Below are 26480 nucleotides of genomic sequence, written 5' to 3' on the forward strand. Positions count from 1 at the left end.
ATGCCCGACACATCCTCAGCACTGCATTTGTTCGCCGACGTGCTTGCACGCGTGCACGCCGCCTGCCGTACGCTGGCGGCGGAAGCCAACTGGCCCGAGGGCATCGATTTCGCGCGCGTGGTGGTCGAGCCGCCGCGCGATCCCTCCCATGGCGACATGGCGACCAACGCCGCCATGGTGCTGGCGAAAGAGGCCAAGGCAAAGCCCCGCGACCTCGCCGAGCGGATCGCAGAGCGGCTGCGCGCGGACGCGCTGATCGCCAAGGTCGACGTCGCCGGTCCCGGCTTCATCAATCTGACCTTGAGGCCGGCCGCCTGGGCCGAGGCGTTACGGACAGTGCTGCGCGAGGGCGCCGATTACGGCCGGGTCCGCGGCGGGTCCAAGGTCAATGTCGAATACGTCTCTGCCAATCCGACCGGGCCGATGCATGTCGGCCATTGCCGCGGCGCCGTGTTTGGTGACGCGCTGTCGAGCCTGCTCCAGTTCGCGGGCCACGACGTCGCGCGCGAATATTACATCAACGACGCGGGCGCCCAAGTCGACGTGCTCGCGCGCTCCGCGTTCCTCAGGTACCGCGAGGCGCTCGGCGAGGACATCGGTGCGATCCCGGAGGGGCTCTATCCGGGCGACTACCTGAAGCCGGTCGGCGCGGCGCTGGCGAAAGAGCACGGCGACAAGCTCCTCGCGATGAGCGAGGTCGAGTGGCTGCCGACGGTGCGCGCCAAGGCGATCGCGATGATGATGGACGAGATCAAGGACGATCTCGCCGCCCTCAACATCCGCCACGATGTGTTTTTCTCCGAGCGCTCGCTGATCGAGACCGGCAACAACAAGGTTGCCGAGACCATCGATTTCCTGAAGGCCAAGGGCGATGTCTACGAAGGCCGCCTGCCGCCGCCGAAGGGCGCGCCGGTCGAGGATTGGGAAGACCGCGAGCAGCTGCTGTTCAAGGCGACGGCTTACGGCGACGACGTCGATCGTCCGCTGATCAAATCGGACAATTCCTACACCTACTTCGCCGCCGACATCGCCTACCACAAGAACAAGTTCGACCGCGGTTTTGCGGAGATGATCGACGTCTGGGGCGCCGACCATGGCGGCTATATCAAGCGCATGCAGGCGGCGGTGAAGGCGACGACCTCTGGTAAGGGTTCGCTCGACGTCAAGATCGTCCAGCTCGTCAAGCTGCTGCGCAACGGCGAGCCGGTGAAAATGTCCAAGCGGAGCGGGGACTTCGTCACCTTGCGTGAGGTGGTGGATGAGGTCGGCCAGGATGCCGTCCGCTTCATGATGCTCTACCGCAAGAACGACGCGGTGCTCGACTTCGACCTCGCCAAGGTCATGGAACAGTCGCGCGATAACCCGGTGTTCTACGTCCAGTACGGCCACGCCCGCGGCCACTCGATCTTCCGCAACGCGAGAGCGGAGGTGTTCCCGGAACTGCCGGAGGATTCCGGCGAGCGGATCGCCTGGCTCGCTGAGTCGGCGGTGGAACGGCTGTCAGACCCCGTCGAGCTCGACCTGCTCAAGCGGCTCGCAATATTTCCGCGCATGCTGGAAGCTGCCGCCGCGGCCCACGAGCCGCACCGAATTGCCTTTTATCTCTATGATTTAGCCAGCGAATTTCATGCACTTTGGACGAAGGGGCGCGATTTGCCCTATTTACGCTTCATTATCAATAATGATGCAGATCTAACAAAGGCGCGACTGGCCATGGTCCAGGGCGTCGTCTCGGTTCTGGCATCGGGCCTCGCCATCCTCGGCGTCCATGCCCCGAACGAGATGCGGTAGTTTGGGGCGAACTACTTAAGGGGAATATCGGGGGTAACCGGCAGAAGCCGGATCGCTTAGACTTGGTTGAAAGCCTTGTGGGTCGAAAGCCGTGCCTTGGTCGAGGGGCGCGCGGCTTTCCCGAAGGGACGCATCATCACGATGGCCGAACGATATCAGGACAGACCGTTTCCCTCCGATGACTATGGTCGCGGTGGCGCCCAGCATGGCAAGGCGGAAAGCGATCCCTTGGCCGAGCTCGCCCGCCTGATCGGACAGACCGATCCGTTCGCAGCTCAGGGGCGGCCCGGCGCACATCCGCCGGCAGTCCCTGCGCCCGCGCAGGGCTATCAGCAAGACGACGATCGGCAGGACGACTACCAGCAGGACTATGCCGAGCCGGTAGCGCCGTCGCCGCCCTCATGGATACGGCGAGCCAACGTGCAGCCGGCGCCGGCTCCCGAGCCCGACTATCCCGTGTCGGTCAGCCCGGTCCATCCGTTGCACCGCTATTCCGCTCAGCCTGCCGCGCCCGAGCCTGATGTTCATCAGCCGCAGGCCTATCAGGAACACGCTTATCCGGAGCAGGCTTACCAGCCGCAGGACCAGGCGTATCAATCGCAGGCTTATCAGCAGCAGGCCTATCAGGAGCCGTATCCGCAGCAGCAGCCCGATCCGTCGCGCTACGACGATGCGCTCTATGGCCGGCTGGAGGCAGGCGAGCAGGACTATCAGCGCGATCCGGCCTATCCCGACGATCCCTACGCGTATCAGAGCGACTATCCGGAGGCGGAGCCCGAAGAGCCCAAGAAGCAGCGCGGCGGCATGATGACGGTCGCTGCGATCCTGGCGCTTGCCGTGGTCGGCACCGGCGCCGCCTTCGCCTACAAGACCTATGTCGGATCGCCCCGCAGCGGTGAGCCGCCGATCATCAAGGCCGATAACACTCCGACCAAGATCGTACCCGCGCCGTCGGATTCCTCGGCCAAGGTGCCGGATCGCATGGTGAGCGGCGATGGCACCGAGAAGATCGTGCCGCGCGAAGAAGCGCCGGTCGACGTCAACGCCAAGGCGGGTGGTCCTCGCGTGGTGTTCCCGCCGCTGAACCAGAACGCGAACCCGCCGTCGGTGGCGAGCGTGTCGCCGTCTGCGGTGCCGCCGCCGAGCACGGGCGCGAGCAACGGCACGATGTCGAACAGTTCGCCGCGCCCGATCAGGACTGTCGCCGTGAAGGGCGATCAGACCGATAGCGCCACGCCGCAATCGGCCGCCGCCGCCAAGCCGACGGCTGCGCCGAAGCCTGTTGCCGCGCCCGTGGTGCCGCCGGCACCGCGCAATCCGCCGACTTCGGCCAATGCCAGCGCCAACCAGCCGATGTCGCTGGCGCCGCAATCGGTCCCGGCGGCCGAACCGCCGCAGCGGGTGGTTGCGACCACCCCGACGCAAATCGCGCCCGCCAGCAGCGGCGGTGGCTACATCGTGCAGGTCTCCTCGCAGCAGAGCGAGGATAGCGCGGCCGCGTCGTACCGCGTGCTTCAGAGCAAATATGGCAGCGTGCTCGGCTCCCGTTCGCCGGTGATCAAGCGCGTCGACCTCACCGACAAGGGCAAGGGCGTCGTCTACCGCGCCTTCGCTGGTCCCTATGGTTCGGCCGAGGAGGCGACGCACGCCTGCAACAGCCTGAAGTCTGCAGGCTTGTCCGCCTGCTTCGTCCAGAGGAATTAACGGCCGTTTCCTTGACCCCCTCGCGGGTCAGGGTTAATCGGCCGTTATGAGCACGCGGGCCTTCATTACCGGTGTATCCGGAACGGAACTGACCGCCGTCGAGCGGGAGTTTATCCGCGACCAGCGCCCATGGGGCTTCATCCTCTTCAAGCGCAATGTCGCAACCCCAGCTCAAGTCGCTGCACTGGTTGCGGAATTGCGGACGACGGCGAGTGCCGCCGACGCGCCTGTCCTGATTGATCAGGAGGGCGGACGGGTGCAGCGCCTGGGTCCGCCGCACTGGCCGGTCTACCCGCCGGGCGCCGTTTTCTCGACCTTGTACGACACTGATTCAGCACTCGGGCTCACCGCGGCGCGCTTGTCCGCCCGCCTGATCGCGGCCGATCTTGCCGATCTCGGCATCACCGTGGATTGCCTGCCGCTCGCTGATGTGCCGGTCGAGGGCGCCGATGCGGTCATCGGGAACAGGGCTTATGGCACCGAGCCCGGCAAGGTCGCGGCGATCGCGCGCGCGGTCACCGAGGGCCTGGAGCAGGGCGGCGTGCTGCCGGTCCTCAAGCACATCCCCGGCCATGGCCGGGCCACTGCCGACACCCATTTCAAGCTGCCGACGGTCGATACGCCGAGGGGAGAGCTGGAACGGACCGACTTCGCCGCGTTCAAGCCGCTTTCGGACCTGCCGATGGCCATGACTGCACATGTTGTGTTTAGCGCGGTCGACCCCGCCCATCCGGCGACGACATCTGCGACAATGATTGCTGACGTGATTCGCGGCGCAATCGGGTTCCAGGGTTTGTTAATGAGTGATGACGTGTCGATGAACGCGCTGTCGGGGAATATCGCCGAGCGGACTCGCGCCATCTTCGCGGCCGGCTGCGACATGGCCCTGCATTGCAACGGCAATATCGAGGAGATGCGCGAGGTCGCCGGCCAGACACCTGAGCTGTCGGGCCGGGCGCTGGAGCGGGCGAACGCCGCGCTCGCCGCGCGCAAGGCGCCGCAACCGCTCGACCGCGTCGCCGCACGCACTGAGCTGGACGCATTGATCGCACGGGCAAACACGGCTTCCGCATGACCGCAGAAATTCTATCTTTCGAAACCGGGCGGCCCGCAGAGCTCGCCGAGGGTGAGCCGGCGTTGGTCGTCGACGTCGAGGGCTATGAGGGCCCGCTCGATCTGCTGCTCGCGCTGGCGCGACAGCAAAAGGTCGACCTCGCCAAGATCTCGATCCTGGCGCTGGCCGACCAGTATCTCCACTTCATCGAAGCCGCACGAAAGATCCGGCTCGAGCTTGCCGCCGACTATCTCGTCATGGCGGCATGGCTCGCCTTCCTGAAGTCGCGCCTCTTGCTGCCCGAGCCGCCGAGCGCGGAGGGCCCGAGCGCCGAGCAGATGGCGACCGCGCTTGCCAATCGCCTGCGCCGGCTGGAGGCCATCCGCGAAGCCGCCAACCGGCTGATGAACAGGCAGCAATTGCTGCGCGACATCTTCCCGCGCGGCGAGCCCGAGCAGATCGCCGAGATCAAGCACCCGAAATACACGGCGACGCTGTACGATTTGCTCACTGCCTACGCCTCGCAGCGCCAGTCGCGCGTGCTGGCGAGCGTGCATCTGGCCAAGCGCACGGTCTGGTCGCTCGCGGAAGCGCGCGCCACGCTGGAGCGGCTGGTCGGCAGCATCAGCGAGCAGGACGATTGGGGCGTGCTCGACGACTTCCTGGTCCGGCACGTCGCCGATCCGACGCAGCGCGCGACGGTGTTCGCCTCGAGCTTCGCCGCCGCGCTGGAACTGGTTCGCGAAGGTCAGCTCGAGCTGAACCAGAAAGAGGCGTTTGCGCCCATCTATTTCCGGAAGGGGCGCCCCAAACCGGTGCCGGACGCAGCTCCTGCGCCTGATGCGCCGGTCGGTTAAGTGCAAGAAGGAGAATCTGCCATGGCAAGCCTGGCTGAAGTGCGGATAGAAGAGGCCGAGCCGATGGAGAACGAATCCCAGGCACGTCCCGAGGAATTGCGGCTGCTGGAAGCGCTGCTGTTCGCTTCGAGTGAACCACTGGATACCGCGACGCTGGCCAAGCGCATGCCCGAGGGCGTCGATGTCAAGGCCGCGCTCGAGCAATTGCAGGCCGACTATTCCTTGCGCGGGGTGAATCTTGTTCGCATCGCCAACAAATGGTCCTTCCGCACGGCGGGCGATCTCGCTTGGCTGATGACGCGGGAGAGCACCGAGACCCGCCGCCTGTCGCGTGCGGCGATCGAGGTGCTGGCGATCATCGCCTATCACCAGCCGGTGACGCGCGCCGAGATCGAGGAGATCCGCGGCGTGGTCACCTCAAAGGGCACGCTCGACGTGCTGCTGGAGACCGGCTGGATCAAGCCGCGCGGCCGCCGCAAGACGCCCGGCCGTCCGCTGACCTTCGGAACCACCGAGGACTTCCTGTCGCAGTTCACCCTGGAACAGCTCGGCGATCTGCCGGGCCTCGAGGAGCTGAAGGGCACGGGTCTGCTGGATTCGCGCCTGCCGACCGGATTCAGCGTGCCGACGCCGTCGGACGACCCGCAGCTTCGCGAGGATGAGGATCCCTTGGAACCGGGCGAGGACCTCGATCTTGCGCTGGCGCCTGCGGTCGAGCCCGAGACCCCGGAAGAGGCGCCGCAGGGCGGCAATGAGGGGGGCGGTGAAGGCGGCTCGGAAGAGTGAGGCCTTTGCGTTTTACCGGTGCCCTGCGACCGGTTAATACTAGCAAGATTACGTAGTGCCAACAGCGAATTGGCGCTGCCTAGGTCCTTGTTTTTGAGACCTGCCAAGCCTAGGTTTCGGTGAAGATCGGCCGGGTCCCCGGCCATGCGCGTTTGGAGGGTTGCAGGATGGGTTCACTCAGCATTTGGCACTGGATCCTGGTGATCGCAGTGGTCCTGCTGCTGTTCGGCCGCGGCAAGATTTCGGATCTGATGGGCGACGTGGCGCAGGGCATCAAGGCGTTCAAGAAGGGCATGCAGGACGACGACAAGCCCGCCGAGAAGCCCGAGCCGGCCAAGTCCATCGAGCACAATGGTGCGCCGACCGCGGCGCGGTCCGACGTCGGCAGCAAGGCCGTCTGAGCCGGAAGAAGCACGCGAGACGCGGGGTGCGGCCCGATCCTGCGCGCAAGGGATTGGGCCGGCTGCGGCTTCGCGTGAACGGAAGACCTCATGTTCGACATCGGGTGGAGTGAACTGGTCCTGATCGGGGTCGTGGCCCTGATCGCCATCGGCCCGAAAGAGCTGCCGGGCGTGCTGCGCATGGTCGGCCAATGGATGGGCAAGGCCCGCAAGATGGCCGCCGAATTCCAGGGCCAGTTCCAGGAAGCGATGCGCGAGGCCGAAATGGCCGACCTCAAGAAGAGCTTCGACGAGGTCAAGGAAGCCGCGACCAGCTTCAATCCGCTGACCTCGCTGCAGAAGGACGTCAGCGACGCGCTCCGTGTCGATGCGCTGGACAAGCCGGCAGAGACGTCGACCACAACGGCGGTCGAACCGCCGGTAACACCAACCACCCCGGAAGCGCCGACGCCTGCGACCTTCATTGAAGCCGAGGCGCATGCGGCCGCCAACGAGCCGCTTGCGATCACCCGTGAGGTCGAGCAGGCACCGGTTGCGCAGGACACCGCGCCATCCGAAGCGATCAAGGACGCCAAAGCGTCATGACCGACGCCGATATCGAGGCCAGCAAAGCCCCGCTGATGGACCATCTGATCGAGCTGCGCTCGCGGCTGATCAAGGCGCTACTCGGCTTTGGCATTGCGTTCATCTTCTGCTTCTTCTTCGCCAAGCAGATATTCAACGTGTTGGTATGGCCATATGTCCTGGCCGTCGGCGACCCCGCAAACGCCAAGCTCATCTACACCGCGTTTCTGGAGTATTTCCTGACCCAGCTGAAGCTGGCGATGTTTGGCGCGGCCTTCATCTCGTTCCCGATCGTGGCGGGGCAGGTCTACATGTTCGTGGCGCCCGGGCTCTACAAGCACGAGAAGCAGGCCTTCCTGCCGTATCTGGTCGCGACGCCGTTCTTTTTCGTGCTGGGTGCGGCGCTGGTCTATTTCGTTGTGTTCCCGATGCTGGCGCGCTTCTCGCTTGGCATGCAGCAACTCGGCAGCGACGAGACCGCAAAGATCGAGCTGTTGCCGAAGGTCGGCGAATATCTGTCGCTGATGATGTCGCTGATCTTTGCCTTCGGCATTGCCTTCCAGCTTCCGGTGATCCTGACGCTGCTTGGCCGCATCGGCATCATCACCTCGAAGATGCTGCGCGAGAAGCGGCGCTATTTCATCGTCATCGCCTTCGTCATCGCGGCCGTGCTGACGCCGCCCGACGTGATCAGCCAGTGCTCGCTGGCGATTCCGCTGATGGCGCTCTATGAGGGCTCGATCATCGCGGTGGCGATGGTGGAGAAGAAGGCCGCCGCCGCGGCGCAGGCCGCCACCGGCACCGACGTGTCGACGCCGGCCAATCCGGCGGAGTAGGGCGCCGCCCCACGCTCCGGTGTCATTCCCCGCCTTGTGCGCAATTGCGCACTGGTGCGGGGAATCCAGTACGCCGCGGCCCCTCGGAGAATCACCACCGTCTCTGGAATACTGGATCATCCGCCTTCGCGGATGATGGCAGCTGTGCTAGGGGACGCGCTGACGTACAACGTTTGCCGTTGTCTGTTTACGCGCCGATCCAGGACCACAGCCATGCACGACATCAAATCGATCCGCGACAATCCGCAAGCCTTCGACGCCGGCCTCGCCCGGCGCGGCCTGAAGCCGTTGTCGGCCTCGCTGCTCGCGATCGACGAGACGCGGCGCGCGGCGATCCTGGCGTCCGAGCAGGCGCAGGCGCGGCGCAACGCGGCGTCCAAGGAGATCGGCGATGCCAAGAAGGCCAAGGACGAGGCGCGCGCGGCCAAGCTGATGGCCGAAGTCGCCGAGCTCAAGACTACGATGCCGCAGCTCGAGGCCGCCGCCAAAGCCGCCGATGAGGAGCTGACCAAAGAGCTGTCCGCGATCCCGAACATTCCGTTCGACGAAGTGCCCGATGGTGTCGACGAGCACGGCAACGTCCAGCACCACGTGTTCGGCAACAAGCGCAACTACAGCTTTGCGCCGAAGCTGCATGACGACCTCGGCACGGCGCTGGGCTACATGGATTTCGAGGCGGCGGCAAAACTCTCCGGTGCGCGGTTCGTCGTGCTGAAGAAGGCGCTGGCGCGGCTCGAGCGCGCGCTCGGACAATTCATGCTGAATCTGCACGTCGACGAGCACGGCTATACCGAGATCAATCCGCCGCTGCTGGTGCGCAACGAGATCATGTTCGGCACCGGCCAATTGCCGAAGTTCGAGGACGATCAGTTCTGGGCGATCAAGGGCGAGCTGCTTGCCTCGCCCGACCAGGAGCGTCTGCGGACTGAGCGCCTCGGCCTGATTCCGACCGCGGAAGTCTCGCTCACCAACCTCGCGCGCGAATCCATTCTTGACGAGAAGCAACTGCCGATGCGGCTCACTGCGCTGACGCCGTGCTTCCGCGCCGAGGCGGGCGCTGCCGGGCGTGACACGCGCGGCATGATCCGCCAGCACCAGTTCACCAAGGTCGAGCTGGTCTCGATCACGACGCCGGAGGTGAGCAAGGACGAGCTGGAGCGGATGCTGTCCTGCGCCGAGCAGGTGCTGCAGCGGCTCGGCCTGCATTATCGCGTGATGACGCTTTGCGCAGGAGATATGGGTTTCTCGTCGCAAAAAACCTATGACATCGAGGTCTGGATGCCGGGGCAGGGCGAGGGCGGGGCATTCCGCGAGATCTCGAGCTGCTCGGTCTGCGGCGACTTCCAGGCACGGCGCATGGATGCGCGCTCGCGCGGTCCCGACGGCAAGCCGCGTTTCGTCCACACGCTGAACGGTTCGGGCACCGCGCTCGGCCGCGCGCTGATCGCCGTGATGGAGACCTATCAGCAGGAGGACGGCTCGATCGCAGTCCCCGACGTGCTGCAGCCCTATATGGGCGGCGTGAAGGTGATCGGGCGCGACTAAAGCGTTTTCGGGCGAAGTGGGTACGGTTCGCGTCAAGAAAACGCGTCAAGACGAGAATCGCATTGCTCGCCTGTAACGGCGGAAACGATCGGTTGCGAAGATCTGGCGGCCGGCTATCCTGCCGGCCCCGCAACGCGAACCCACCGTTCATGGCCTTGCACCGCGACATCTTCTGGGTCGGCCGACAATGGGCGGTGACGGGGGCGGGCATCCAGGCCGTCGATCAGCGCCTGCGGGGCGTGCTCGACATCGAGATCGCGCGGCTCTGGGACGAGGATCTCGTGCAGAGTCGGCGGGCCAAGCCCGGGGTGAATGCCGCCGACTTCGACAACGCGCTGACGGTGGCGCGCGAACGCTTTCCGCAGACGCCGGAGCCGGATGCGTTCGTTGCGCAATTGGAGGCGCTCGGCGTGATCGAGGCGCCGATCGTCAGTCCGGCGGTACCCGCGATGAGTCTGCGTGCGGAGGGGCGGCTGGCGCGCTTCCTGCCGCAATGGCGCATCCGCCGGTAGGACGTGGCCGGGAACCTCCGATCAGCCGGTTTGCCTGATCGGCCGGAGCCGGATAAGACCGCTCAGACCCCGTTTTTTTGGAATCGACCCTTCGCATGCGCATTCTCTGTACCAATGACGACGGCATCCACGCCCCCGGCCTCAAGGTCGTGGAGGAGATCGCGCGCGCATTGTCCGACGACGTCTGGGTGGTGGCGCCCGAACTCGACCAGTCCGGCGTGTCGCATTCGCTGTCGCTGAACGATCCCTTGCGCCTGCGCGAAGTCGGTCCGCGGCACTTTGCCGTGCGCGGCACGCCGACCGACTGCGTCATCATGGGCGCGCGCCATATCCTCGGTGCCAAGCTGCCCGACGTCGTGCTGTCCGGGGTCAACAAGGGCCGCAACGTCGCCGAGGACGTGGTCTATTCCGGCACCATCGCCGGCGCGCTGGAAGGCACCATCTTGGGGTTACCCTCATTCGCGCTGTCGCAGGAGTTCAGCGTAGAGACCCGCGAGCGCCCGCCGTGGGACACCGCGCGCAAATTCGGGCCCGACATCCTGCGCAAGGTGATTGCCGCGGGCATTCCGAAGGACACCGTCATCAACGTCAATTTCCCGTCCTGCGCGCCCGAGGATGTGCTGGGCATCCGCGTCACGCGCCAGGGCAAGCGCAATCTCGGTTTCCTCAGGATCGATGAGCGCCAGGACGGCCGCGGCAATCCCTATTTCTGGATCGGCTTCGAGCGCGCCGCGATGATGGACACGCCGGCGGACGGCACCGATCTGGCGGCGCTTCGCGAGCGCTATGTATCGGTCACGCCGCTCAGGCTCGACCGTACCAACGAAGCGTTTTCGGAAGAGCTCAGCGCGACGCTGAAATAGCGGCTAGCCGCCGCGAAGTGCGGCTTCGATGGTCTTGCCGAGTGCGTCGAGCTGAAACGGCTTTTGAAGCGCCGGCCGGTCGCGGTACTGCTCGGGCAGGCCGGAGGAGCCGTAACCGGTGGCGAAGATGAACGGGCAGCCCTTCGCCTTGATCACGTCGGCGACCGGCGAAATCACCTTGCCGTTGACGTTGACGTCGAGAATGGCGATGTCGAACTCGGTCGCCTGGGCGAGCCGCATGGCCTCGGTGATGTCGCCGGCCTCAGCTGCGACCTTGTAGCCGAGCTCTTCGAGCATGTCCGCGACCATCATCCTGATCATCACCTCGTCCTCGACGAGAAATACAGAGCGGCCGGAAAGCCCTGTCGCGGTCATAGTTGAGTCCCTTGCCCATTGCCAAAAACGTTCGCAGATAACACGAATTGACGCAATGCGCGTTTCGACGAACGGATACCTGCAAAATGGTCATCGCGGCTCGCCCGTGGCAAGCCAATTTGTGGTCAAATGCTCCAGGCGAAGGTTATCATGGGTTCCTGAGCAGGAACACGATTCTTGCGCCCGGGTTTAACGTCCACTGGCCCCGGCAAGACAGCACAAGCAGGCAATGACCTCCCATCAGCATCCGCCGGAAAAGATGATGTTTCAGCTCACGCTGAGGCGTCGGGGCATCAGCGATCAGGCGGTGCTGCGAACCATGGAGGAGGTGCCGCGCGAGCTTTTCGTCGACGAGGCCGATCGCGACGGCGCCTATCGTGACAGCGCGCTGCCGATCGCCTGCGGGCAGACCATCAGCCAGCCCTTCGTCGTGGCCTACATGACCGAGCAGCTCCAGCTCCAGAAGCGGCATCGCGTGCTCGAGATCGGGGCAGGTTCCGGCTATCAGGCTGCCGTGCTGTCGCGGCTCGCCGGCCAGGTCCTGACAGTCGAGCGCTACCGCAAGCTTGCCGATACGGCACGCGCCAGGCTCGAAAAGCTCGACTGTCACAATGTCGAGGTGATGCTCGGCGACGGGCTCAATCTGCCGCCTAATATCGGTCCGTTCGACCGCATCATCGTCACCGCCGCGGTCGAGCAGCTTCCGGACAATTTGGTCGAGCGGCTCGAGGTCGGCGGCATCCTGATCGCGCCGGTCGGCCCGCATCAGGGTGTGCAGACGCTGGTCCGCCTGACCCGCACCGAAGCCGGGATCGAGCGCAAGGAACTCGTCGAGGTCCGCTTCGTGCCGGCACTGCCCGGGGTGGCGCGGGAGCTGTAGATTTCCGGATCGGCTGCGCCGCCAACATCTTATTGGGAGGGTTAAGCCGTTATTTACTCGGCGCGTGTTTACTTAAAACACCAGTTCTGTTGCGTACGAGTGAGTAACCATGTCCGTCGTCGCCGAGTTGCTTTACTCGCGCCGCGTACCGCAGGTCGCGGTGCTGGCGCTGATCTCCTTCAGTTTCGCAGGATGCAGCGCCGACATGTCGTCGCGGCTGTCCCAGTCGAACTTCTCCAACCCCTTCTCCTCTGACCAGACCGGTTCGGTGCAGCAGGCCCCGCCGCCGCAGCAGCGCGAGCTGCCGCAATATTCGCGGCCGCAGACGCAGCCCGGCTATTATCAGTCTCAGCCCTTGCCGCCGCCGGCGGTGTCCCCACCGCAATCCTATCCCGTCACGGGTGGTGGTGGCGTGTCCGGAGGCGGGCGCGGCGTCAGCTCCTACGCGCCCCCGACGCAGCCTCATCTTGAGACCACGGCCACCGTGCCGCCGCGTTCCGTTGCCGCGGCTCAGCCGGCCGGAGGCACCAAGATCATCGTCGGCACCAGCGATACGCTCGACGTCCTCGCCAAGCGTTATCGTGTCACGCCGCAGGCGATCCTTGCCGCCAACGGCTACAAGGGGCCGCGTTCGCTCTCGCCCGGCCAGCAGCTGATCATCCCGCATCCGGCCGCGGCCGCTGCACCCGCGCCCGCGTTGGCTCCCGTCGCTGCGGCTCCTGCGATGGCGCCTGCAGCCAAGCCGGTTGCGGCCATTGCGGCGCCGCCGAGCACCCACTTCGTCAACCACGGCGACACGCTCGCCAGCATCGCCCGCAAGAACCATATCACGTCGGCCGAGCTCGCCCGTGCCAACGGCCTCGATCCGTCGGCCAAGCTCAAGCTCGGCACCAGGTTGACCGTGCCCGGTGCCAAGACCGCTGCCCTCGCGGCGCCGGTTGCAGCGGCTCCTGTCGGGGCTGCTCCGGTTGTCGGCACGCTCCAGCCGGTTGCTGCCGCTCCCGCGCCCGCCACCAAGATGGCGACTGTCGCCGCGCCGGTGCAGAGCGCTCGCCTGGCCCAGGCCACGACCAACGTCGAGGAGAAGCCCGCCGAGACCCCGGCGAAAGCTGCGGAGACCACCAGCGCGCTGCCGACCTTCCGCTGGCCGGTGCGCGGCAAGGTGGTCACGAGCTACGGCGCCAAGACCAATGGCAAGTCCAATGACGGCATCAATCTCGCGGTGCCCGAGGGGACGCCGGTCAAGGCGGCCGAAGACGGCGTCGTCGCCTATTCCGGCAACGAGCTGAAGGGTTACGGCAATCTGGTCCTGGTTCGGCACTCCAACGGCTACGTCACCGCATATGCCCATGCGAGTGAGCTGATGGTGAAGCGCGGCGATACCATCAAGCGCGGTCAGGTCATTGCCAAGTCGGGTCAATCCGGGGAGGTGGCGTCGCCGCAGCTCCACTTCGAGATCCGCAAGGGATCGAGCCCGGTTGACCCGCTTCAGTTCCTGAACGGGGCGTGAGGCGCCGCCAGCCCCTCACCACACGAACGGTGTCATCGCCCGCGAAAGCGGGCGATCCAGTATTCAAGAGATAGTTGTGGTTGAGCCGATAGGCTGCGGCGAACTGGATTCCCCGCTCCAGTGCGCAATTGCGCACAAGGCGGGGAATGACAGTTGTGAGTGGGGTGAAAGCCAGCCTTACTTCGCCGTCAGCTTCACGCCCAGTCGGCCCGCCAGCTCCTGCACGAACTGCCAGGCGACGCGGCCCGAGCGGGAGCCGCGGGTGGTCGACCATTCCAGCGCCTCGCGCTCCAGCGCCTCATCGTCGACCTCAATGCCGAAATGGCTGCAATAGCCGCGCACCATGGCGAGGTATTCGTCCTGGCTGCAGCGGTGGAAGCCGAGCCACAGGCCGAAGCGATCCGACAGCGAGACCTTCTCTTCGACCGCTTCGCCGGGATTGATCGCGGTCGAGCGCTCGTTCTCGATCATGTCGCGCGCGAGCAGATGACGGCGGTTGGAGGTGGCGTAGAGGATGACGTTCTCGGGCCGGCCCTCGATGCCGCCTTCGAGCACGGCCTTCAGCGATTTGTAGGACGCGTCGTTGCCGTCGAAGGAGAGGTCATCGATGAACACGATGAAGTGGAAGCTCGCGTCCCGGAGCTTCTCCATCAGCATCGGCAGCGTTTCGATGTCCTCGCGGTGGATCTCGATCAGCTTCAGCCTGTCCGCCGGCTTTCGCTCCGCGTTGATGCTGGCATGCGCCGCCTTGACCAGCGACGACTTGCCCATGCCGCGCGCGCCCCAGAGCAGCGCGTTGTTGGCGGGCAGGCCGTTGGCGAAGCGCTCGGTGTTCTCCATCAGGATGTCGCGCATGCGGTCGACGCCCTTGAGCAGGAACAGCTCGACGCGGCTGACCCGCGGCACGGCGGCGAGGCGGCCGTCGGGGTGCCAGACATAGGCATCGGCCTGCTTGAACGACTCGCGTTCGAGGGCCGGCTTGCCCTGGGCGGAGAGGTGCGCCGCAATGGTCTCCAGCGCGCGGACCATGCGCTCCTGGGAGAGGTTTGGGGCCGCCTCGAGGGCTGCCTTGACGGCCCCCTTGGGGCGTTTTGCCGCGACGGGGGCGGGCTTGCGGGCAGGGGTGCGGGGGCCTTTGCCGGCCGGGCTTTTGCTAAGGTTTTTGGGCATGTCCGAAGTTCCTGAGAACGCAGCCTTATCGGGCCTGACGGCGCGCCGCAAGGTGGGTCAAAAGGGCAGTCTGGCAGCGTTGCAATTGGGGCAATGGCCGCTATAGTCCGCGCGAATTTGACCGAACCGGTCGCCTTTGAGGGCCTGACCGGCTTTCCCCCGTTCTCACGAGGATCGTCCGAATGCTGATTACCCCTGCGTATGCCCAGGCCGCGGGCGCCGGCGACACCAACAGCATGTTGATGTCGCTGCTGCCGTTCGCCCTGATCTTCGTGATCATGTACTTCCTGATTCTGCGTCCGCAGCAGAAGAAGGTCCGTGACCACGCCGACCTCGTGAAGAATATCCGCCGCGGCGACACCGTGGTGACCTCGGGCGGCCTCGTCGGCAAGGTCACCAAGGTCGTGGACGACGATCAGATCGAGTTCGAGATTTCCGACGGCGTACGCGTGCGGCAGATGCGCCAGATGATCTCGGGCGTGCGCGCCAAGGGCGAGCCGGCGAAGGAATCCAAGGATAGCAAGGAAGCCGCCAAGGACGACGCCGCCTCGAAGTGAGCGTGTCCGCGAGCATCTCAAGTCTCCTGATCTGACAGGTCCAGTCGATGTTGTATTTCACGCGGTGGAAGGCGCTCGGGATCATCCTGACGGCGCTGATCGTGTGCCTCTGCGCGGTCCCGAACTTCTTCCCCGAGTCGCAGGTCAAGACCTGGCCGGCCTGGGCGCAGCGCCGGCTCGTGCTCGGCCTCGACCTCCAGGGCGGCTCCTACCTGCTGCTCGAGGTCGATTCCAACTACGTGAAGAAGGAACGGCTCGACCAGATCCGCGACGACGTTCGCCGCACGCTGCGCGATGCCAAGATCGGTTTCACCGGCGGCGTCACCGTGCGCAACGACGCGGTCGAGGTTCGCATCACCAAGGAATCAGATGCTCAGGCTGCGCTCGCCAAGCTGCGCGAACTGTCTCAGCCGCTGGGCGGCCTGATGGGATCCAGCGGTCAGCGCGACCTCGAGGTGACCGATGCCGGCGGCGGGGTGATCCGCCTGAGCGTCCCGCAGGCTGCGATCCTCGATCGCCTGCGCAAGACCATCGAGCAGTCGATCCAGATCGTCGAACGCCGCGTCAACGAACTCGGCACCGTCGAGCCCGTGATCCAGCGCCAGGGCAATGACCGCATCCTGGTGCAGGTCCCCGGCCTTCAGGACCCGACCCGCCTGAAGGAGCTGCTGGGCAGGACCGCGAAGATGGAATTCCGGATGGTCGATACCTCCGTGCCGCCGGATCAGGCGCAAGCGGGCAGGTTGCCGCCGGAATCCGAACTGCTGATGAGCGCCTCGCCGCCGCCCACGCCCTACGTGGTCAAGAAGCAGGTGCTGGTCGCCGGTGGCGATCTGACCGATGCCCAGGCGAGCTTCGACCAGCGAACGGGCGAGCCGGTCGTCAGCTTCAAGTTCAACACCTCGGGTGCGCGCAAGTTCTCGCAGGCCACGCAGGAGAACGTTGGGCTGCCGTTCGCGATCGTTCTGGACAACAAGGTGATCTCGGCGCCCGTGATCCGCGAGCCCATCACCGGCGGCCAGGGCCAGATCTCCGGCAGCTTTACCGTGCAGTCGGCCAACGATCTGGCGATCCTGCTGCGCGCCGGCGCGCTGCCGGCGCCGCTGACGGTGGTCGAGGAGCGCACCGTCGGTCCGGGCCTCGGCCAGGACTCGATCGAGAAGGGCGAGCTCGCGGCCTATGTCGGCTCGATCCTCGTCATCATCTTCATGCTGCTGACCTACCGGCTGTTCGGGGTGTTCGCGAACATCGCCGTGGCCATCAACGTCGCCATGATCTTCGGCCTGTTGTCGCTGCTCAACGCAACGCTGACGCTGCCCGGCATCGCCGGCATCGTGCTCACCGTCGGCATTGCCGTGGACTCCAACGTGCTGATCTACGAGCGTATCCGTGAGGAGCTGCGCGGCGGCCGCAACGCGATCTCGGCGATCGACGCCGGCTTCAAGCGGGCGCTCGCGACCATCCTCGATTCCAACATCACCACCTTCATTGCCGCCGCGGTGCTGTTCTACATCGGCACCGGCCCGGTGCGCGGCTTCGCCGTGACGCTCGGTATCGGCATCATCACCACGGTGTTCACCGCCTTCACCATGACCCGGCTGATCGTGGCCTGGTGGGTGCGGTGGAAGCGGCCGCAGAGCGTGCCGATCTAGGAGCCTGATCGTGACTCACACCGTTCTCATCGGGCTCGGCGTCCTCATCGCCATTCTCACTGTGGTCGCAGCCCTCGGCCTGTTGCCGTCGTTGCGGATCGTCCCGGACAACACGCATTTCGACTTCACGCGTTTCCGCCGGATCAGCTTCCCGATTTCGGCGGTGCTGTCGATCGTAGCGATTACGCTGTTCTTCACCCATGGGCTAAATCTGGGCATCGACTTCAAGGGCGGCACGCTGCTCGAGGTCAAGGCAAAGTCCGGCACCGCTGACATCGCGGCGATGCGCACCAAGCTCGACGCGCTGGGACTGGGCGAAGTCCAATTGCAGGAGTTCGGCGGCCCTGAGAACGTCCTGATCCGCGTTGCGGAACAGCCGGGCGGCGACGCCGCCCAGCAGGCTGCGCTGCAAAAGCTTCGTGGCGCGCTCGGCGACAGCGTCGACATCCAGCGTACGGAGGTGCTTGGCCCGCGCGTCGCCGGCGAGCTGCTCGCCTACGGCATGCTCGGCCTGATGCTCGCGATCATCTCGATCCTGATCTATCTCTGGTTCCGGTTCGAATGGCAGTTCGCGCTTGGCGCCATGATCGCCAACGTGCACGACATCGTGCTCACGATCGGCTTCATGTCGATCAGCCAGGTCGATTTCGACCTGACCAGCATCGCCGCGCTGCTGACCATTCTGGGCTATTCGCTCAACGACACCGTCGTCATCTACGACCGCATCCGTGAAATGCTGCGTCGCTATAAGAAGATGCCGATGCCGCAGCTGCTCAACGAGTCCATCAACTCGACGCTGTCGCGCTCGATCATCACCCACTTCACGGTGACGCTGGCGCTGTTGGCGCTGCTCCTGTTCGGCGGTCACGCCATCCACAGCTTCACCGCGGTGATGATGTTCGGCGTGGTGCTGGTCGGCACCTACACCTCGATCTTCATCGCGGCGCCGATCCTGATCTATCTCGGCGTCGGCGAGCATCGCGAGGATGCGCCCGATACGGCTACGCCGGCGAAGAAAAGCAAGGCATGATCCGAACCGCATGCCCTCGCAGGCGTTTGCGAGGGCAGTAAGCCCATTCGGACGAAGCTCATGGCCGGCGATCCCAACGCACCGCATTTCCCGCGCTCGGCGCCGATCGAAGCCTATGGCAAGGGCGGCTTCGCCTTCGCAGGCATGTCGCATCGGGGCTCGCTGCTGTGCCTGCCCGACGCGATCTGGGCCTGGGACGTGACGGATCCCGCGAGGATCGACCGCTATTCGCTGGACCGGGTCTTCACGGCCGCCAACAGCATCGACACCCTGCTGATCGGTACCGGAACCGGGGTCTGGCTGCCGCCGCCGGCGCTGCGGCAGGCGCTCAAGGCGGTGAGGGTGGTGCTGGACACGATGCAGACCGGTCCCGCTGTGCGCACCTACAACATCATGATCGGCGAACGGCGGCGCGTTGCCGCTGCGCTGATCGCGGTGCCATGAACAGCACATGAGCAGCGCCGCGCCGCCGCCCGATTCGGTCACTTTCTGCGCCGATCTCGTGCGCAGCCATGACTTTCCGCGCTATGCGGCGACACTGTTCGCGCCCGCCGCCGAGCGCCGTGCGCTGCTGGCGCTCTATGCCTTCAATGTCGAGATCGTCCGCGTCCGCGACCAGGTGAGCCAGCCCTTGCCCGGCGAAATCCGCTTTCAATGGTGGACCGATCTGTTTTCCGGCCTGGTGCACGGCAGTGCCGAGGGCAATCCCGTGGCGGCGGAGCTGCTGCGTGCGATCCGCGAGTTCGACTTGCCGGTCGAGCCGCTGTCGCTGCTCGTCGACGAGCACCAGTTCGACCTCTACAACGATCCGATGCCGACCATGGCGGCGCTGGAGGGCTATCTGGCCGCGACCTCGTCGGCGTTATTTGGTCTGGCGGCGCAGGTCCTGGGGCCGCCGTCGGGGGCGGTCGAACATCTCGCCCGTCATGCGGGATTGGCGCAGGGCATCGTGCAAATCATCGCGAACCTGCCGCGCGATGCGTCGCGCCGGCAGCTATTCCTGCCGCAACAGGTGCTGGCGAGCCATGGCTGCCAGATGGAGGACGTGTTCGCTGGCAAGGAGACGGCGAGCCTCCGCGCCGTACTGGAGCAGCTTGCAGGCGAGGCGCAGCAGCATTTGACCACGGCCTTGTCGCTGCTGGCGGACGTTCCGGTGCAGGCGCGTCCGGCGTTTCTGCCGCTGAGCCAGGTCAGGGCCGATCTCAAGCGCCTGTCGCAGCCCGGCCGCGATCCGTTTGCGCCGCAGCCGACGTCGCGGCTGCGTACGCTCTGGACATTGTGGCGGGCTTCACGTTCCCGGGAATTTACCAAATAGCGGCTGGCTTATCGCCTCGAACCGCCGGATGCTCTATGCTGTCCCATGGCTGAGTTGTCCCAAACCACATCGTCCGACCTCAGCGGCTTTCCGGTCGCTCCTGACGACATTCAAGCTGCCGCCGAGACGATCAGGGGCGCCGTCGTCGAGACGCCCTGCAGCTACAGCCGCACGCTGAGCAGCATCTGCGGCTGCGAGATCTGGCTCAAATTCGAGAACCTCCAGTTCACCTCCTCGTTCAAGGAGCGAGGTGCGCTCAACCGCCTCACCGCGCTGACGCCGGAGGAGCGCGCGCGGGGCGTGATCGCGATGTCGGCGGGCAACCACGCGCAGGGCGTGGCCTATCACGCCAAACGGCTCGGCATTCCCGCCACCATCGTCATGCCGGTCGGCACGCCCATGGTGAAGGTCGAGAACACCAGGCATCACGGCGCGGAGGTGGTCGTCACGGGCGCGACGCTGGAGGAGGCGGCCGAGTTCGCGCGCAGCCACGGCGAAGCCAGAGGCATGATCTTCGTCCACCCCTACGACGATCCGCTGGTGATCGCGGGGCAGGGCACGGTCGGGCTGGAGATGATGAGGGCCGTGCCGGAGCTCGACACGCTGGTCGTGCCGATCGGCGGCGGCGGCCTGATCAGCGGCATCGGCATCGCGGCGAAATCGATCAAGCCGTCGCTGCGAATCCTCGGCGTCGAGGCCTGGCTCTATCCCTCGATGTACAACGCCATCCATGCCGGCAATCTGCCGGCGCGGGGCGATACGCTCGCCGAAGGCATCGCGGTAAAATCGCCCGGCAAGATCACCACCGAGATCGTCCGCCGCCTCGTCGACGACATCGCGCTCGTCAACGAAGCCGAGCTCGAGCGCGCGGTCGCGACACTGATCTCGATCGAGAAGACGGTCGTCGAGGGCGCCGGCGCCGCCGGCCTTGCCGCGCTGATGTCCGATCCGACCCGCTTTGCCGGCCAGAAGGTCGGTCTCGTCCTGAGCGGCGGCAATATCGACACGCGGCTGATCGCATCCGTCCTCACCCGCGAGCTCGCGCGCGAGGGGCGGTTGACCCAGCTCTCGCTCGACATTCCCGACAGGCCCGGGCAATTGGCCGCCGTCGCGGCCCTCCTGGCCGAGGCCGGCGCCAACATCATCGAGGTCTCGCACCAGCGGACCTTTTCCGACCTGCCGGCCAAGGCCACGCTGCTGCAACTCGTCATCGAGACCCGCGACAGCGCCCATCTCGACGAGGTGATGGCGAAGCTCAGTGCATCCGGACTGAGCGCGCGCTGCACGTAGGGCACGTTGAGACGCCAAGCCGGCTGGGCGCTAGTCCGGAAGGCCTGCGATGCGGAGGGCATCGCCGAGAGAGGAAGCGAGCGCTGGCGCGCAGTTGACGCCCTGAAATTGACGGCCATAGCGGAACGTCGGGTGCAGCTCCAGCACCCGCGTGGCCGCCGCCTTCGCCTCCTGCAATCGTCCAAGCTTTGCCAGCGCCGCGGCCAATTGCACATGGGTGATGCTGTGGCGAGGATTGGCCTGAACCGAGCGGTAAGCGGCGCGACACGCTTCCTCATATCGGCCGCGATGGAAGTGCCCAAGAGCCTGGGCGTCGAACGCGGCGAAAGCCCAGGAATCGAACGGACTGAGCCGCAGGCCTTGTTCGCTCCATTCGATAGCGCGGTCGGCATCTCCGCCCCAGCCGAGCATGACGCTGCCGAGGATGTAGGTCAGCGCCGATGATGGGCTGATGGCGAGCGCGGCCTCGAACGCGATGAACGCTGCGGAGCGATCGTGCCCGTCCATACCGATCGAAAAGCCTGCGAGCGTGAGAGCAAGCGCATCATCCTGGCCGTGAGCGATGGCCGAGCGCGCGTGGCGGATCGAGGCCTGCCGATTGGCCTCCTGCAAACCGGCTCGAAGAAACAGGCAGTGATGGCACATCGCTGCATTGCCGTGCGCAAGCGCGTACGCAGGCTCGAGCGCGATCGCACGTTCGAGCAGCACGAGCGCCTGGGTGACCTGGGCCGGCATGCCGGAATCGACATCCGGCTGGGCGCGCAGGACGAGATCATAGGCATCCAGGCTGTCCGGCCGCTTGCGCCTGACCCTATTGATCTCGGCGCGCCGCAGGCTGGGCGCGATCGCACCGACGGTCAACGATGCGATGTCGTCCTGGAGGGCGAAGACGTCTTCGGACCGGCGGTCAAATCGCTCGGCCCAGACGTGCATGCCAGTCGACGCATCGATCAACTGGCCGGTGATGCGGACCAGCGTGCCGGTCTTGCGGACACTGCCTTCCAGCACGTAGCGTACACCAAGTTCGCGGCCGACCTGCTTCACGTCCACCGCGCGGCCCTTGTAGGCGAATGTGGAATTCCGCGCGATCACGAACAGCCAGTTGATGCGCGAGAGGCCGGTGATGATGTCGTCGACCATCCCGTCGGCAAAATAGTCCTGCGCCGCATCGCCGCTCAAGTTCGTGAAAGGCAACACTGCGATCGACGGCCTGTCGGGCAATGACGGCAACAGCGCTTGCGGTGTTGCTCGTGCGGGATCCGGATCAGACTTCGTCACGGTCGGGCCGACATAGCGATAGCCGCGGCGCGGCAGCGTTTCGATCCAACGCGCCTCGCCGGAGATGTCCGCCAGCGTGCGCCGCACCGCCGCGATCTGGACGGTCAGGTTGCTGTCCTCGACGGCCTGGGCGGGCCAGGCCGCCTCGATCAAGGCATCCTTTGAAACCGGCACACCAGCCTGCCGGACGAGGAGCGCCAGGAGCAATACTGCGCGCTGGCCGAGAGCGGTCGGCTCAGCACCGTGGAACAGGATCCCCGCATCGCCATCGAGGCGAAAGGGACCAAATTCAAGGATCGTGGCCATCATCGAAGAAGGCCACATTTCGCAGGTTTTTTGCAACGTTTTCCGAACGGCTTTGCGACTTTCCGGCTGGACTGGACCACCATCGCGCGAGCCGTGAGGAACGCTGCAACAAGCGATGGAGGTGTACATGACCGCGAAACACATCATCCGCAGGCCCGGCGAGACCGAGGGGGTCACGCTGCGCGGCCAACCAATGGCCTTCCTGGTGACGGGCGAGGACACTGGGCATACGAGCATGTTCGACTGGACAATTCCGGCAGGATTCGCCACCGGCCGGCACGTTCATCGTGTTCAGGAAGAGACCTTCTACGTGCTCGACGGCGAGTGTGAATGGTTCGTCGGGGATGAGATTGTCCGGGCAACCCCAGGGACCTTCCTCTTCATTCCTCCCGGTGTTCCTCACAACATCACCAACGCGAGCGAGAAGCCCGCGCGCGTGCTCATGACCGTATCCCCGCCGGGACACGAGCATTACTTCGAGGAGCTGGCGAAGCTGACGGCAAGTGGTCCGCCGGATGCGAAGGCCATCAGCGAGCTACGCGCCCGCTTCGATACCGACCAGCTCTCGGCGCTGACGACAAGAGCTTGAAGCCCAGACGGCGCGAGGCTGGACCGACTTCAAGGTCGGCCCGGCCGCGCTACCGTGCCGCCAGATCCGCCAGGTGAGCGATCAGCCGATCGATCTCGGCTTCCGTGTTGTAATAATGCGGTGATGCCCGCACGACATGCGGCAAGGCGCGAAGTTCGGCATCGATACGCGTGCTCGACGGATCTGAAGCGCCGATGGTGATGCCTGCTGTAGCGGCGCTGGCGACAACGGCGTCCGCCTCGTGCCCGTCCAGCGTGAAGCTGACGATGGCACCCGGCGCGCGTCCGAGGTCGCGAATGGTGATGCCGGGAAGGGCGGCAAGGCCGCCGCGAAGACGGCCGGCAAGCATGCGGCAGCGTTGTTCGATCGGAGCGATGCCGATCTCCAGGGCGTAATCGACGGCGGCGCCGAGGCCCAGCCGGGCCGCGTAATTGTTCTCCCAGGTCTCGAAGCGGCGTGCATCGTCGCGAAGCCGATATTCATCGCGCGAGACCCAGGGCGCGGCGAAGTGATCGATCATCGGCGGCTCTAGTCGTTGCAGCAGCGCCTGGCGGACGTAAAGGAAGCCGGTGCCGCGCGGGCCGCGCAGGAACTTTCGACCCGTGGCCGACAGCATGTCGCAGCCAATGGCCTCGACGTCCAACGTCATCTGGCCGACCGCCTGGCAGGCGTCGAGCAGATAGGGAATGCCGTGCGCCCGCGCGATCTTGCCGACAGCTGCCGCCGGATTGACCAGCCCGCCATTGGTCGGGACCCAGGTGATCGCGATGAGCTTTACGCGCTCATCGATCATCCGTTCGAGCGCGTTTACGTCGAGCTCGCCGCTCGCATCGCTGGGCACCACGTCGATGACCGCGCCGGTTCGTTTGGCGACCTGGAGAAAGGCGACATAGTTGGCGGCGTATTCCGCTTCGGCGGTCAGGATTCGGTCGCCCTTGCGAAACGGAAGCGAATAGAACGCCATCTGCCAGGCGACCGTCGCATTCTCCACCAGCGCGATCTCATCGGGCGCGGCATTCAAGAGACGCGCCACCGAGCCGTAGACCGCGTTGAGCCGGTCGGCCTCGCGATCGGCGGCAGCGTAGCCCCCAATCTCGGTCTCCAGATCGATGTGTCCCTTCATCGCCGCTACGACCGGCGCCGGCATCAGGCCAGCGCCTGCGTTGTGGAGATATGCGAGCCGGGAGGCGGCGGGTGTGTCGGCGCGAATTCGGGCGATGTCGATCAAGTCAGAAGCCTCTGCCATCGGGTTCCCTCAACTAGACACAATGACGCAAGGAGCAAGATCGGGCAAACTGGAGCATCCGGATCCCGATGCCTATGCTGATTGAAAGCAAAATTTGATGGGGAATTGAAAGGACGCACGATGGCGAAGAACACGATTTGCCTCTGGTACGACAGGGATGCCGAGGCGGCTGCCCGCTTCTATGCCGAGACGTTCCCCGACAGCGCCGTGAGCGCCGTCCACCGCGCGCCCAGCGATTACCCGTCCGGAAAGGCGGGAGATGTGCTCACCGTCGAATTCACCGTCGCCGGCGTTGCCTGTCTCGGCCTCAACGGTGGTCCGATTTTCACGCACAACGAATCTTTCTCGTTCCAGATCGCAACCGATGACCAGGAGGAGACGGACCGCTATTGGAACGCCATCGTCGGCAATGGCGGACAGGAGAGTGCGTGCGGCTGGTGCAAGGACAGATGGGGCGTCTCCTGGCAGATCACCCCGCGCGTCCTGACCGAGGCGCTGGCGGCCGGCGGCGCTGAAGCCAAGCGTGCCTTCGATGCGATGATGGGGATGAGGAAAATCGACGTCGCTGCGATCGAGGCGGCACGACGCGGCTGACGTTGGCTTGCCTCAGATACAGAGGCTGAGCAGCTTGATGTGACAGCTGCTGGGCTTGGGCTTGCTCGCGGGTGCGGCCTCGCGTTTCACGGCAACCTCGCGTTTCACGGCGACGAGGGGCTCCTTGTCCTTCTTCCTGCCCTTGCCCTTCGGCTCGTAATCGCCCGCGATCACCATGGCCCAATAGGTGCGCTTGCCGCTGGCATTCCTGGCGCTGGCGATGCCGACGCGGGAGGCGTTGTGCAGCAACAGGTTCTTGCGGTGCCCGGACGAGTCGATCCACTGTCCCAGGGTCTTCTCGAAATTGTCGTAGCCGTAGGCGATGTTCTCGGCGGCGCGGCCGGCGCCGGCGGGCGCGACACGGCGATTGAAGGGGCCGAGCGCGTCGTGACTGAGGTCGTCCTTGGCCGCCATCGCGCGGGCCTGGTCCATGGCGATGCGGTCGAGGGTGGAATCGCGGACGACGCGAACCTCACCGTGCTTGAGGCGGAAGCTGGAGATCAGCTCGGCCGGGGTCTCGGCCATTGCGGGCGCGGCCGCCAGCAGCAGAAGGCCGGCAATCAGGCCGCCAACCACGCGATGCATCATCGTCCCCCGAGTGCCCATGACCCCGCCGAGCCTGACTTGTCCGACCGCTTCTCTATCGCCAATGTGGACGCTTCAAGGCGAGACTGCCCGTCAGTTCGCTGGCAGGTTCGCCTCAAAATTGAAGCGGTCGCGCAGGTTTTTTCGCTGTTCCAGGATGTCCTTGAGGAAAGCGCGGTCCTGGTCATTCTTCATCATCGGCTCGATCAGGTCGAGCTGGTTCATGGCGACCAGTTGCAGGATCTCGGTGCGCGGCTTGCCGCTGGCGTCGCGCGGTAGCGCGTGAACCACCTGGATGTGCTCCGGCGGTTTCGGCCCCTTGGCGGCCGAAAGCTCGTTCCGCAACTGGCCCTCGAGCGTGCCCTGATCGGCTTCGACGAAGGCATAGAGCCCGACGCCGGAGCGGCGGTCCGCGAAAGCCACGATGGCGGTGTCGCGCACGGCCGGGTTCTTGCGGATCAGCTCGGTCAGCACCGGCGCATCATTGACCAGCCTGCGGCCGCCGCCCTCGCGGTCGGTGAAGTTGAACAGGCCGCGCGTGATCGCGCGATAGACTTTCTTGCCGGTGACAAGCCACAGGCTGGCGGCGAATGACTTCTTCGCAAGGATCTTTCGCTCGCGCGGTGTCAGCGCCTCAGGTGCGTAGGAGCGCTTGTGCTTGAGCAGATGCCGGAGGTCTTCATAGGCGAGGATGCGATAGAGCCGGCCGCGCCGCGCAAAGCAGGCGGCGAGCTGGAAGTCGGTGACATAGGCGAGGCCGTCGCGGCCGACCAGCCAGTTCTGTTCCTTGGCAAGATCGTTGTGGCAGATACCGGCGCGGCGCAGCCGGCGCAGGGCCACCTTGGCCGAACGGAAATAGGCGAGGTCGCCATGGGGCTTGGCCAGATGCAAAGCGACGCCGTCGACGAAGCCGCGCACCAGCGCGCGGCGTCCGGCCCACAGCAGCTCCGGACCAACGTTGAGGCCTTTGGCCAGCGCCAGAGCGTGTTTCTCGCGGGCGAACAGATGGCGCGCCAGCAGGAATGACCACCACGGCACCTCGTCGAGCCGGCGCAGCACGGCGTTGACTTCGCCGATGTCGGTACGGAAGCGCCCGCGCTCGACGGTCGAGAACACGTCGCGCTTGAGCAGCACGCCCTCGGTCCAGCGCGCCGAGAGCGTCGCGGCGTCGTCTTTGGGGAGGCTCATTG

At 65.5% G+C, this 26480-nt stretch carries 27 protein-coding genes; 21 read left to right on the forward strand and 6 right to left on the reverse strand.

Annotated elements, in window-relative coordinates; all coding sequences use genetic code 11:
- The 11 genes from argS (at window position 1) to surE (ending at window position 10913) form a co-directional block, all read left to right on the forward strand.
- Window positions 1-1791 carry an arginine--tRNA ligase gene (gene argS / locus GGD67_RS25105; protein WP_179736570.1) on the forward strand — a complete coding sequence of 597 codons (1791 nt, stop codon included), beginning with the start codon at window positions 1-3 and terminating at the stop codon, window positions 1789-1791.
- A 141-nt stretch (window positions 1792-1932) separates the two neighbouring features.
- Entirely contained in the window at window positions 1933-3495 is a 1563-nt protein-coding gene (locus GGD67_RS25110) for an SPOR domain-containing protein (RefSeq protein ID WP_179736571.1), read from the forward strand.
- Window positions 3496-3541: 46 nt separating this feature from the next.
- The gene (gene nagZ / locus GGD67_RS25115; protein ID WP_179736572.1) at window positions 3542-4570 is read left to right on the forward strand and encodes a beta-N-acetylhexosaminidase; all 1029 of its coding nucleotides are present in this window, start codon (window positions 3542-3544) and stop codon (window positions 4568-4570) included.
- Window positions 4567-5406, forward strand: coding sequence for a ScpA family protein (locus GGD67_RS25120; RefSeq protein WP_018317872.1), 840 nt, complete (start codon window positions 4567-4569; stop codon window positions 5404-5406). The genes nagZ and GGD67_RS25120 overlap by 4 nt, the downstream gene beginning before the upstream one ends.
- 21 nt (window positions 5407-5427) lie before the next feature.
- Window positions 5428-6192: an SMC-Scp complex subunit ScpB gene (gene scpB / locus GGD67_RS25125; RefSeq protein WP_179736573.1), complete on the forward strand. Its 765-nt coding sequence runs from the start codon at window positions 5428-5430 to the stop codon at window positions 6190-6192.
- A 167-nt stretch (window positions 6193-6359) separates the two neighbouring features.
- Window positions 6360-6593, forward strand: coding sequence for a twin-arginine translocase TatA/TatE family subunit (locus tag GGD67_RS25130; protein ID WP_018317874.1), 234 nt, complete (start codon window positions 6360-6362; stop codon window positions 6591-6593).
- A gap of 90 nt (window positions 6594-6683) precedes the next feature.
- Complete coding sequence (gene tatB, locus GGD67_RS25135; protein ID WP_018317875.1) at window positions 6684-7178, forward strand: Sec-independent protein translocase protein TatB; 495 nt, start codon at window positions 6684-6686, stop codon at window positions 7176-7178.
- Entirely contained in the window at window positions 7175-7993 is an 819-nt protein-coding gene (gene tatC, locus GGD67_RS25140) for a twin-arginine translocase subunit TatC (RefSeq protein WP_018317876.1), read from the forward strand. The genes tatB and tatC overlap by 4 nt, the downstream gene beginning before the upstream one ends.
- Window positions 7994-8206: 213 nt before the next feature.
- A complete protein-coding gene (serS, locus tag GGD67_RS25145) occupies window positions 8207-9538 on the forward strand; it encodes a serine--tRNA ligase (RefSeq protein ID WP_179736574.1) in 1332 nt (443 codons plus the stop codon).
- A 149-nt stretch (window positions 9539-9687) separates the two neighbouring features.
- Window positions 9688-10050 carry a hypothetical protein gene (locus tag GGD67_RS25150; RefSeq protein ID WP_092257836.1) on the forward strand — a complete coding sequence of 121 codons (363 nt, stop codon included), beginning with the start codon at window positions 9688-9690 and terminating at the stop codon, window positions 10048-10050.
- Window positions 10051-10145: 95 nt separating this feature from the next.
- Window positions 10146-10913: a 5'/3'-nucleotidase SurE gene (surE, locus tag GGD67_RS25155; RefSeq protein WP_018317879.1), complete on the forward strand. Its 768-nt coding sequence runs from the start codon at window positions 10146-10148 to the stop codon at window positions 10911-10913.
- A 3-nt stretch (window positions 10914-10916) separates the two neighbouring features.
- On the opposite strand, the gene GGD67_RS25160 is transcribed toward surE, so the two are convergent.
- Window positions 10917-11288, reverse strand: coding sequence for a response regulator (locus GGD67_RS25160; RefSeq protein ID WP_008547195.1), 372 nt, complete (start codon window positions 11286-11288; stop codon window positions 10917-10919).
- Window positions 11289-11517: 229 nt separating this feature from the next.
- Between GGD67_RS25160 and GGD67_RS25165 the strand changes: the two genes are divergently transcribed.
- Together GGD67_RS25165 and GGD67_RS25170 are read left to right on the forward strand one after the other, a co-directional pair.
- On the forward strand, window positions 11518-12168 hold the full coding sequence (locus GGD67_RS25165) for a protein-L-isoaspartate(D-aspartate) O-methyltransferase (protein ID WP_018317880.1): 651 nt from the start codon (window positions 11518-11520) through the stop codon (window positions 12166-12168).
- Window positions 12169-12277: 109 nt separating this feature from the next.
- On the forward strand, window positions 12278-13678 hold the full coding sequence (locus GGD67_RS25170; RefSeq protein WP_179736575.1) for a LysM peptidoglycan-binding domain-containing M23 family metallopeptidase: 1401 nt from the start codon (window positions 12278-12280) through the stop codon (window positions 13676-13678).
- 177 nt (window positions 13679-13855) lie between these two features.
- Here the strand turns inward: GGD67_RS25170 and GGD67_RS25175 are convergent, their stop codons facing one another.
- Window positions 13856-14848, reverse strand: a complete 993-nt coding sequence (locus tag GGD67_RS25175; RefSeq protein WP_179736576.1) for an ATP-binding protein — start codon at window positions 14846-14848, stop codon at window positions 13856-13858.
- 182 nt (window positions 14849-15030) lie between these two features.
- Here GGD67_RS25175 and yajC point away from each other — a divergent pair, with 182 nt between their 5' ends.
- Genes yajC through GGD67_RS25205 form a run of 6 tightly spaced genes read left to right on the forward strand, consistent with a single transcriptional unit; the run spans window position 15031 to window position 20692 of the window.
- Window positions 15031-15405 carry a preprotein translocase subunit YajC gene (gene yajC / locus GGD67_RS25180; RefSeq protein ID WP_014495068.1) on the forward strand — a complete coding sequence of 125 codons (375 nt, stop codon included), beginning with the start codon at window positions 15031-15033 and terminating at the stop codon, window positions 15403-15405.
- A 47-nt stretch (window positions 15406-15452) separates the two neighbouring features.
- A complete protein-coding gene (gene secD / locus GGD67_RS25185; protein WP_092257844.1) occupies window positions 15453-17057 on the forward strand; it encodes a protein translocase subunit SecD in 1605 nt (534 codons plus the stop codon).
- Window positions 17058-17067: 10 nt separating this feature from the next.
- Window positions 17068-18087 (forward strand): protein translocase subunit SecF, encoded by a 1020-nt coding sequence (gene secF, locus GGD67_RS25190; RefSeq protein WP_018317884.1) that lies wholly within the window; start codon window positions 17068-17070, stop codon window positions 18085-18087.
- 60 nt (window positions 18088-18147) lie between these two features.
- Complete coding sequence (locus tag GGD67_RS25195; protein ID WP_018317885.1) at window positions 18148-18531, forward strand: Mth938-like domain-containing protein; 384 nt, start codon at window positions 18148-18150, stop codon at window positions 18529-18531.
- Window positions 18532-18538: 7 nt separating this feature from the next.
- Window positions 18539-19402 carry a phytoene/squalene synthase family protein gene (locus GGD67_RS25200; protein ID WP_179736578.1) on the forward strand — a complete coding sequence of 288 codons (864 nt, stop codon included), beginning with the start codon at window positions 18539-18541 and terminating at the stop codon, window positions 19400-19402.
- A gap of 45 nt (window positions 19403-19447) precedes the next feature.
- On the forward strand, window positions 19448-20692 hold the full coding sequence (locus GGD67_RS25205; RefSeq protein ID WP_179736580.1) for a threonine ammonia-lyase: 1245 nt from the start codon (window positions 19448-19450) through the stop codon (window positions 20690-20692).
- A gap of 30 nt (window positions 20693-20722) precedes the next feature.
- Here the strand turns inward: GGD67_RS25205 and GGD67_RS25210 are convergent, their stop codons facing one another.
- Window positions 20723-22276: a winged helix-turn-helix domain-containing protein gene (locus GGD67_RS25210; protein ID WP_179736790.1), complete on the reverse strand. Its 1554-nt coding sequence runs from the start codon at window positions 22274-22276 to the stop codon at window positions 20723-20725.
- 127 nt (window positions 22277-22403) lie between these two features.
- Here GGD67_RS25210 and GGD67_RS25215 point away from each other — a divergent pair, with 127 nt between their 5' ends.
- On the forward strand, window positions 22404-22865 hold the full coding sequence (locus GGD67_RS25215; RefSeq protein ID WP_179736582.1) for a cupin domain-containing protein: 462 nt from the start codon (window positions 22404-22406) through the stop codon (window positions 22863-22865).
- Between the two features lie 49 nt (window positions 22866-22914).
- Here GGD67_RS25215 and GGD67_RS25220 read toward each other — a convergent pair whose 3' ends face one another.
- Window positions 22915-24111: an aminotransferase class V-fold PLP-dependent enzyme gene (locus GGD67_RS25220; protein ID WP_246790852.1), complete on the reverse strand. Its 1197-nt coding sequence runs from the start codon at window positions 24109-24111 to the stop codon at window positions 22915-22917.
- Window positions 24112-24231: 120 nt separating this feature from the next.
- Between GGD67_RS25220 and GGD67_RS25225 the strand changes: the two genes are divergently transcribed.
- Window positions 24232-24705 (forward strand): VOC family protein, encoded by a 474-nt coding sequence (locus tag GGD67_RS25225; protein WP_018317891.1) that lies wholly within the window; start codon window positions 24232-24234, stop codon window positions 24703-24705.
- A 12-nt stretch (window positions 24706-24717) separates the two neighbouring features.
- Here GGD67_RS25225 and GGD67_RS25230 read toward each other — a convergent pair whose 3' ends face one another.
- Both GGD67_RS25230 and GGD67_RS25235 read right to left on the reverse strand, forming a co-directional pair.
- A complete protein-coding gene (locus GGD67_RS25230; RefSeq protein ID WP_179736584.1) occupies window positions 24718-25290 on the reverse strand; it encodes a CAP domain-containing protein in 573 nt (190 codons plus the stop codon).
- Window positions 25291-25383: 93 nt separating this feature from the next.
- Entirely contained in the window at window positions 25384-26478 is a 1095-nt protein-coding gene (locus tag GGD67_RS25235; RefSeq protein ID WP_179736586.1) for an AMP-binding enzyme, read from the reverse strand.
- Window positions 26479-26480 lie beyond the last annotated feature (2 nt).

Source organism: Bradyrhizobium sp. IAR9 (assembly GCF_013408065.1).
Classification (GTDB): domain Bacteria; phylum Pseudomonadota; class Alphaproteobacteria; order Rhizobiales; family Xanthobacteraceae; genus Bradyrhizobium.

Excerpts from the sequence above, each read along its gene's own strand:
- argS (WP_179736570.1), top strand. The coding sequence starts at position 1 with ATGCCCGACACATCCTCAGCACTGCATTTGTTCGCCGACGTGCTTGCA.
- GGD67_RS25110 (WP_179736571.1), top strand. The coding sequence starts at position 1,933 with ATGGCCGAACGATATCAGGACAGACCGTTTCCCTCCGATGACTATGGT.
- nagZ (WP_179736572.1), top strand. The coding sequence starts at position 3,542 with ATGAGCACGCGGGCCTTCATTACCGGTGTATCCGGAACGGAACTGACC.
- GGD67_RS25120 (WP_018317872.1), top strand. The coding sequence starts at position 4,567 with ATGACCGCAGAAATTCTATCTTTCGAAACCGGGCGGCCCGCAGAGCTC.
- scpB (WP_179736573.1), top strand. The coding sequence starts at position 5,428 with ATGGCAAGCCTGGCTGAAGTGCGGATAGAAGAGGCCGAGCCGATGGAG.
- GGD67_RS25130 (WP_018317874.1), top strand. The coding sequence starts at position 6,360 with ATGGGTTCACTCAGCATTTGGCACTGGATCCTGGTGATCGCAGTGGTC.
- tatB (WP_018317875.1), top strand. The coding sequence starts at position 6,684 with ATGTTCGACATCGGGTGGAGTGAACTGGTCCTGATCGGGGTCGTGGCC.
- tatC (WP_018317876.1), top strand. The coding sequence starts at position 7,175 with ATGACCGACGCCGATATCGAGGCCAGCAAAGCCCCGCTGATGGACCAT.
- serS (WP_179736574.1), top strand. The coding sequence starts at position 8,207 with ATGCACGACATCAAATCGATCCGCGACAATCCGCAAGCCTTCGACGCC.
- GGD67_RS25150 (WP_092257836.1), top strand. The coding sequence starts at position 9,688 with ATGGCCTTGCACCGCGACATCTTCTGGGTCGGCCGACAATGGGCGGTG.
- surE (WP_018317879.1), top strand. The coding sequence starts at position 10,146 with ATGCGCATTCTCTGTACCAATGACGACGGCATCCACGCCCCCGGCCTC.
- GGD67_RS25160 (WP_008547195.1), bottom strand. The coding sequence starts at position 11,288 with ATGACCGCGACAGGGCTTTCCGGCCGCTCTGTATTTCTCGTCGAGGAC.
- GGD67_RS25165 (WP_018317880.1), top strand. The coding sequence starts at position 11,518 with ATGACCTCCCATCAGCATCCGCCGGAAAAGATGATGTTTCAGCTCACG.
- GGD67_RS25170 (WP_179736575.1), top strand. The coding sequence starts at position 12,278 with ATGTCCGTCGTCGCCGAGTTGCTTTACTCGCGCCGCGTACCGCAGGTC.
- GGD67_RS25175 (WP_179736576.1), bottom strand. The coding sequence starts at position 14,848 with ATGCCCAAAAACCTTAGCAAAAGCCCGGCCGGCAAAGGCCCCCGCACC.
- yajC (WP_014495068.1), top strand. The coding sequence starts at position 15,031 with ATGCTGATTACCCCTGCGTATGCCCAGGCCGCGGGCGCCGGCGACACC.
- secD (WP_092257844.1), top strand. The coding sequence starts at position 15,453 with ATGTTGTATTTCACGCGGTGGAAGGCGCTCGGGATCATCCTGACGGCG.
- GGD67_RS25195 (WP_018317885.1), top strand. The coding sequence starts at position 18,148 with ATGGCCGGCGATCCCAACGCACCGCATTTCCCGCGCTCGGCGCCGATC.
- GGD67_RS25200 (WP_179736578.1), top strand. The coding sequence starts at position 18,539 with ATGAGCAGCGCCGCGCCGCCGCCCGATTCGGTCACTTTCTGCGCCGAT.
- GGD67_RS25205 (WP_179736580.1), top strand. The coding sequence starts at position 19,448 with ATGGCTGAGTTGTCCCAAACCACATCGTCCGACCTCAGCGGCTTTCCG.
- GGD67_RS25210 (WP_179736790.1), bottom strand. The coding sequence starts at position 22,276 with ATGGCCACGATCCTTGAATTTGGTCCCTTTCGCCTCGATGGCGATGCG.
- GGD67_RS25215 (WP_179736582.1), top strand. The coding sequence starts at position 22,404 with ATGACCGCGAAACACATCATCCGCAGGCCCGGCGAGACCGAGGGGGTC.
- GGD67_RS25220 (WP_246790852.1), bottom strand. The coding sequence starts at position 24,111 with ATGGCAGAGGCTTCTGACTTGATCGACATCGCCCGAATTCGCGCCGAC.
- GGD67_RS25225 (WP_018317891.1), top strand. The coding sequence starts at position 24,232 with ATGGCGAAGAACACGATTTGCCTCTGGTACGACAGGGATGCCGAGGCG.
- GGD67_RS25230 (WP_179736584.1), bottom strand. The coding sequence starts at position 25,290 with ATGCATCGCGTGGTTGGCGGCCTGATTGCCGGCCTTCTGCTGCTGGCG.
- GGD67_RS25235 (WP_179736586.1), bottom strand. The coding sequence starts at position 26,478 with ATGAGCCTCCCCAAAGACGACGCCGCGACGCTCTCGGCGCGCTGGACC.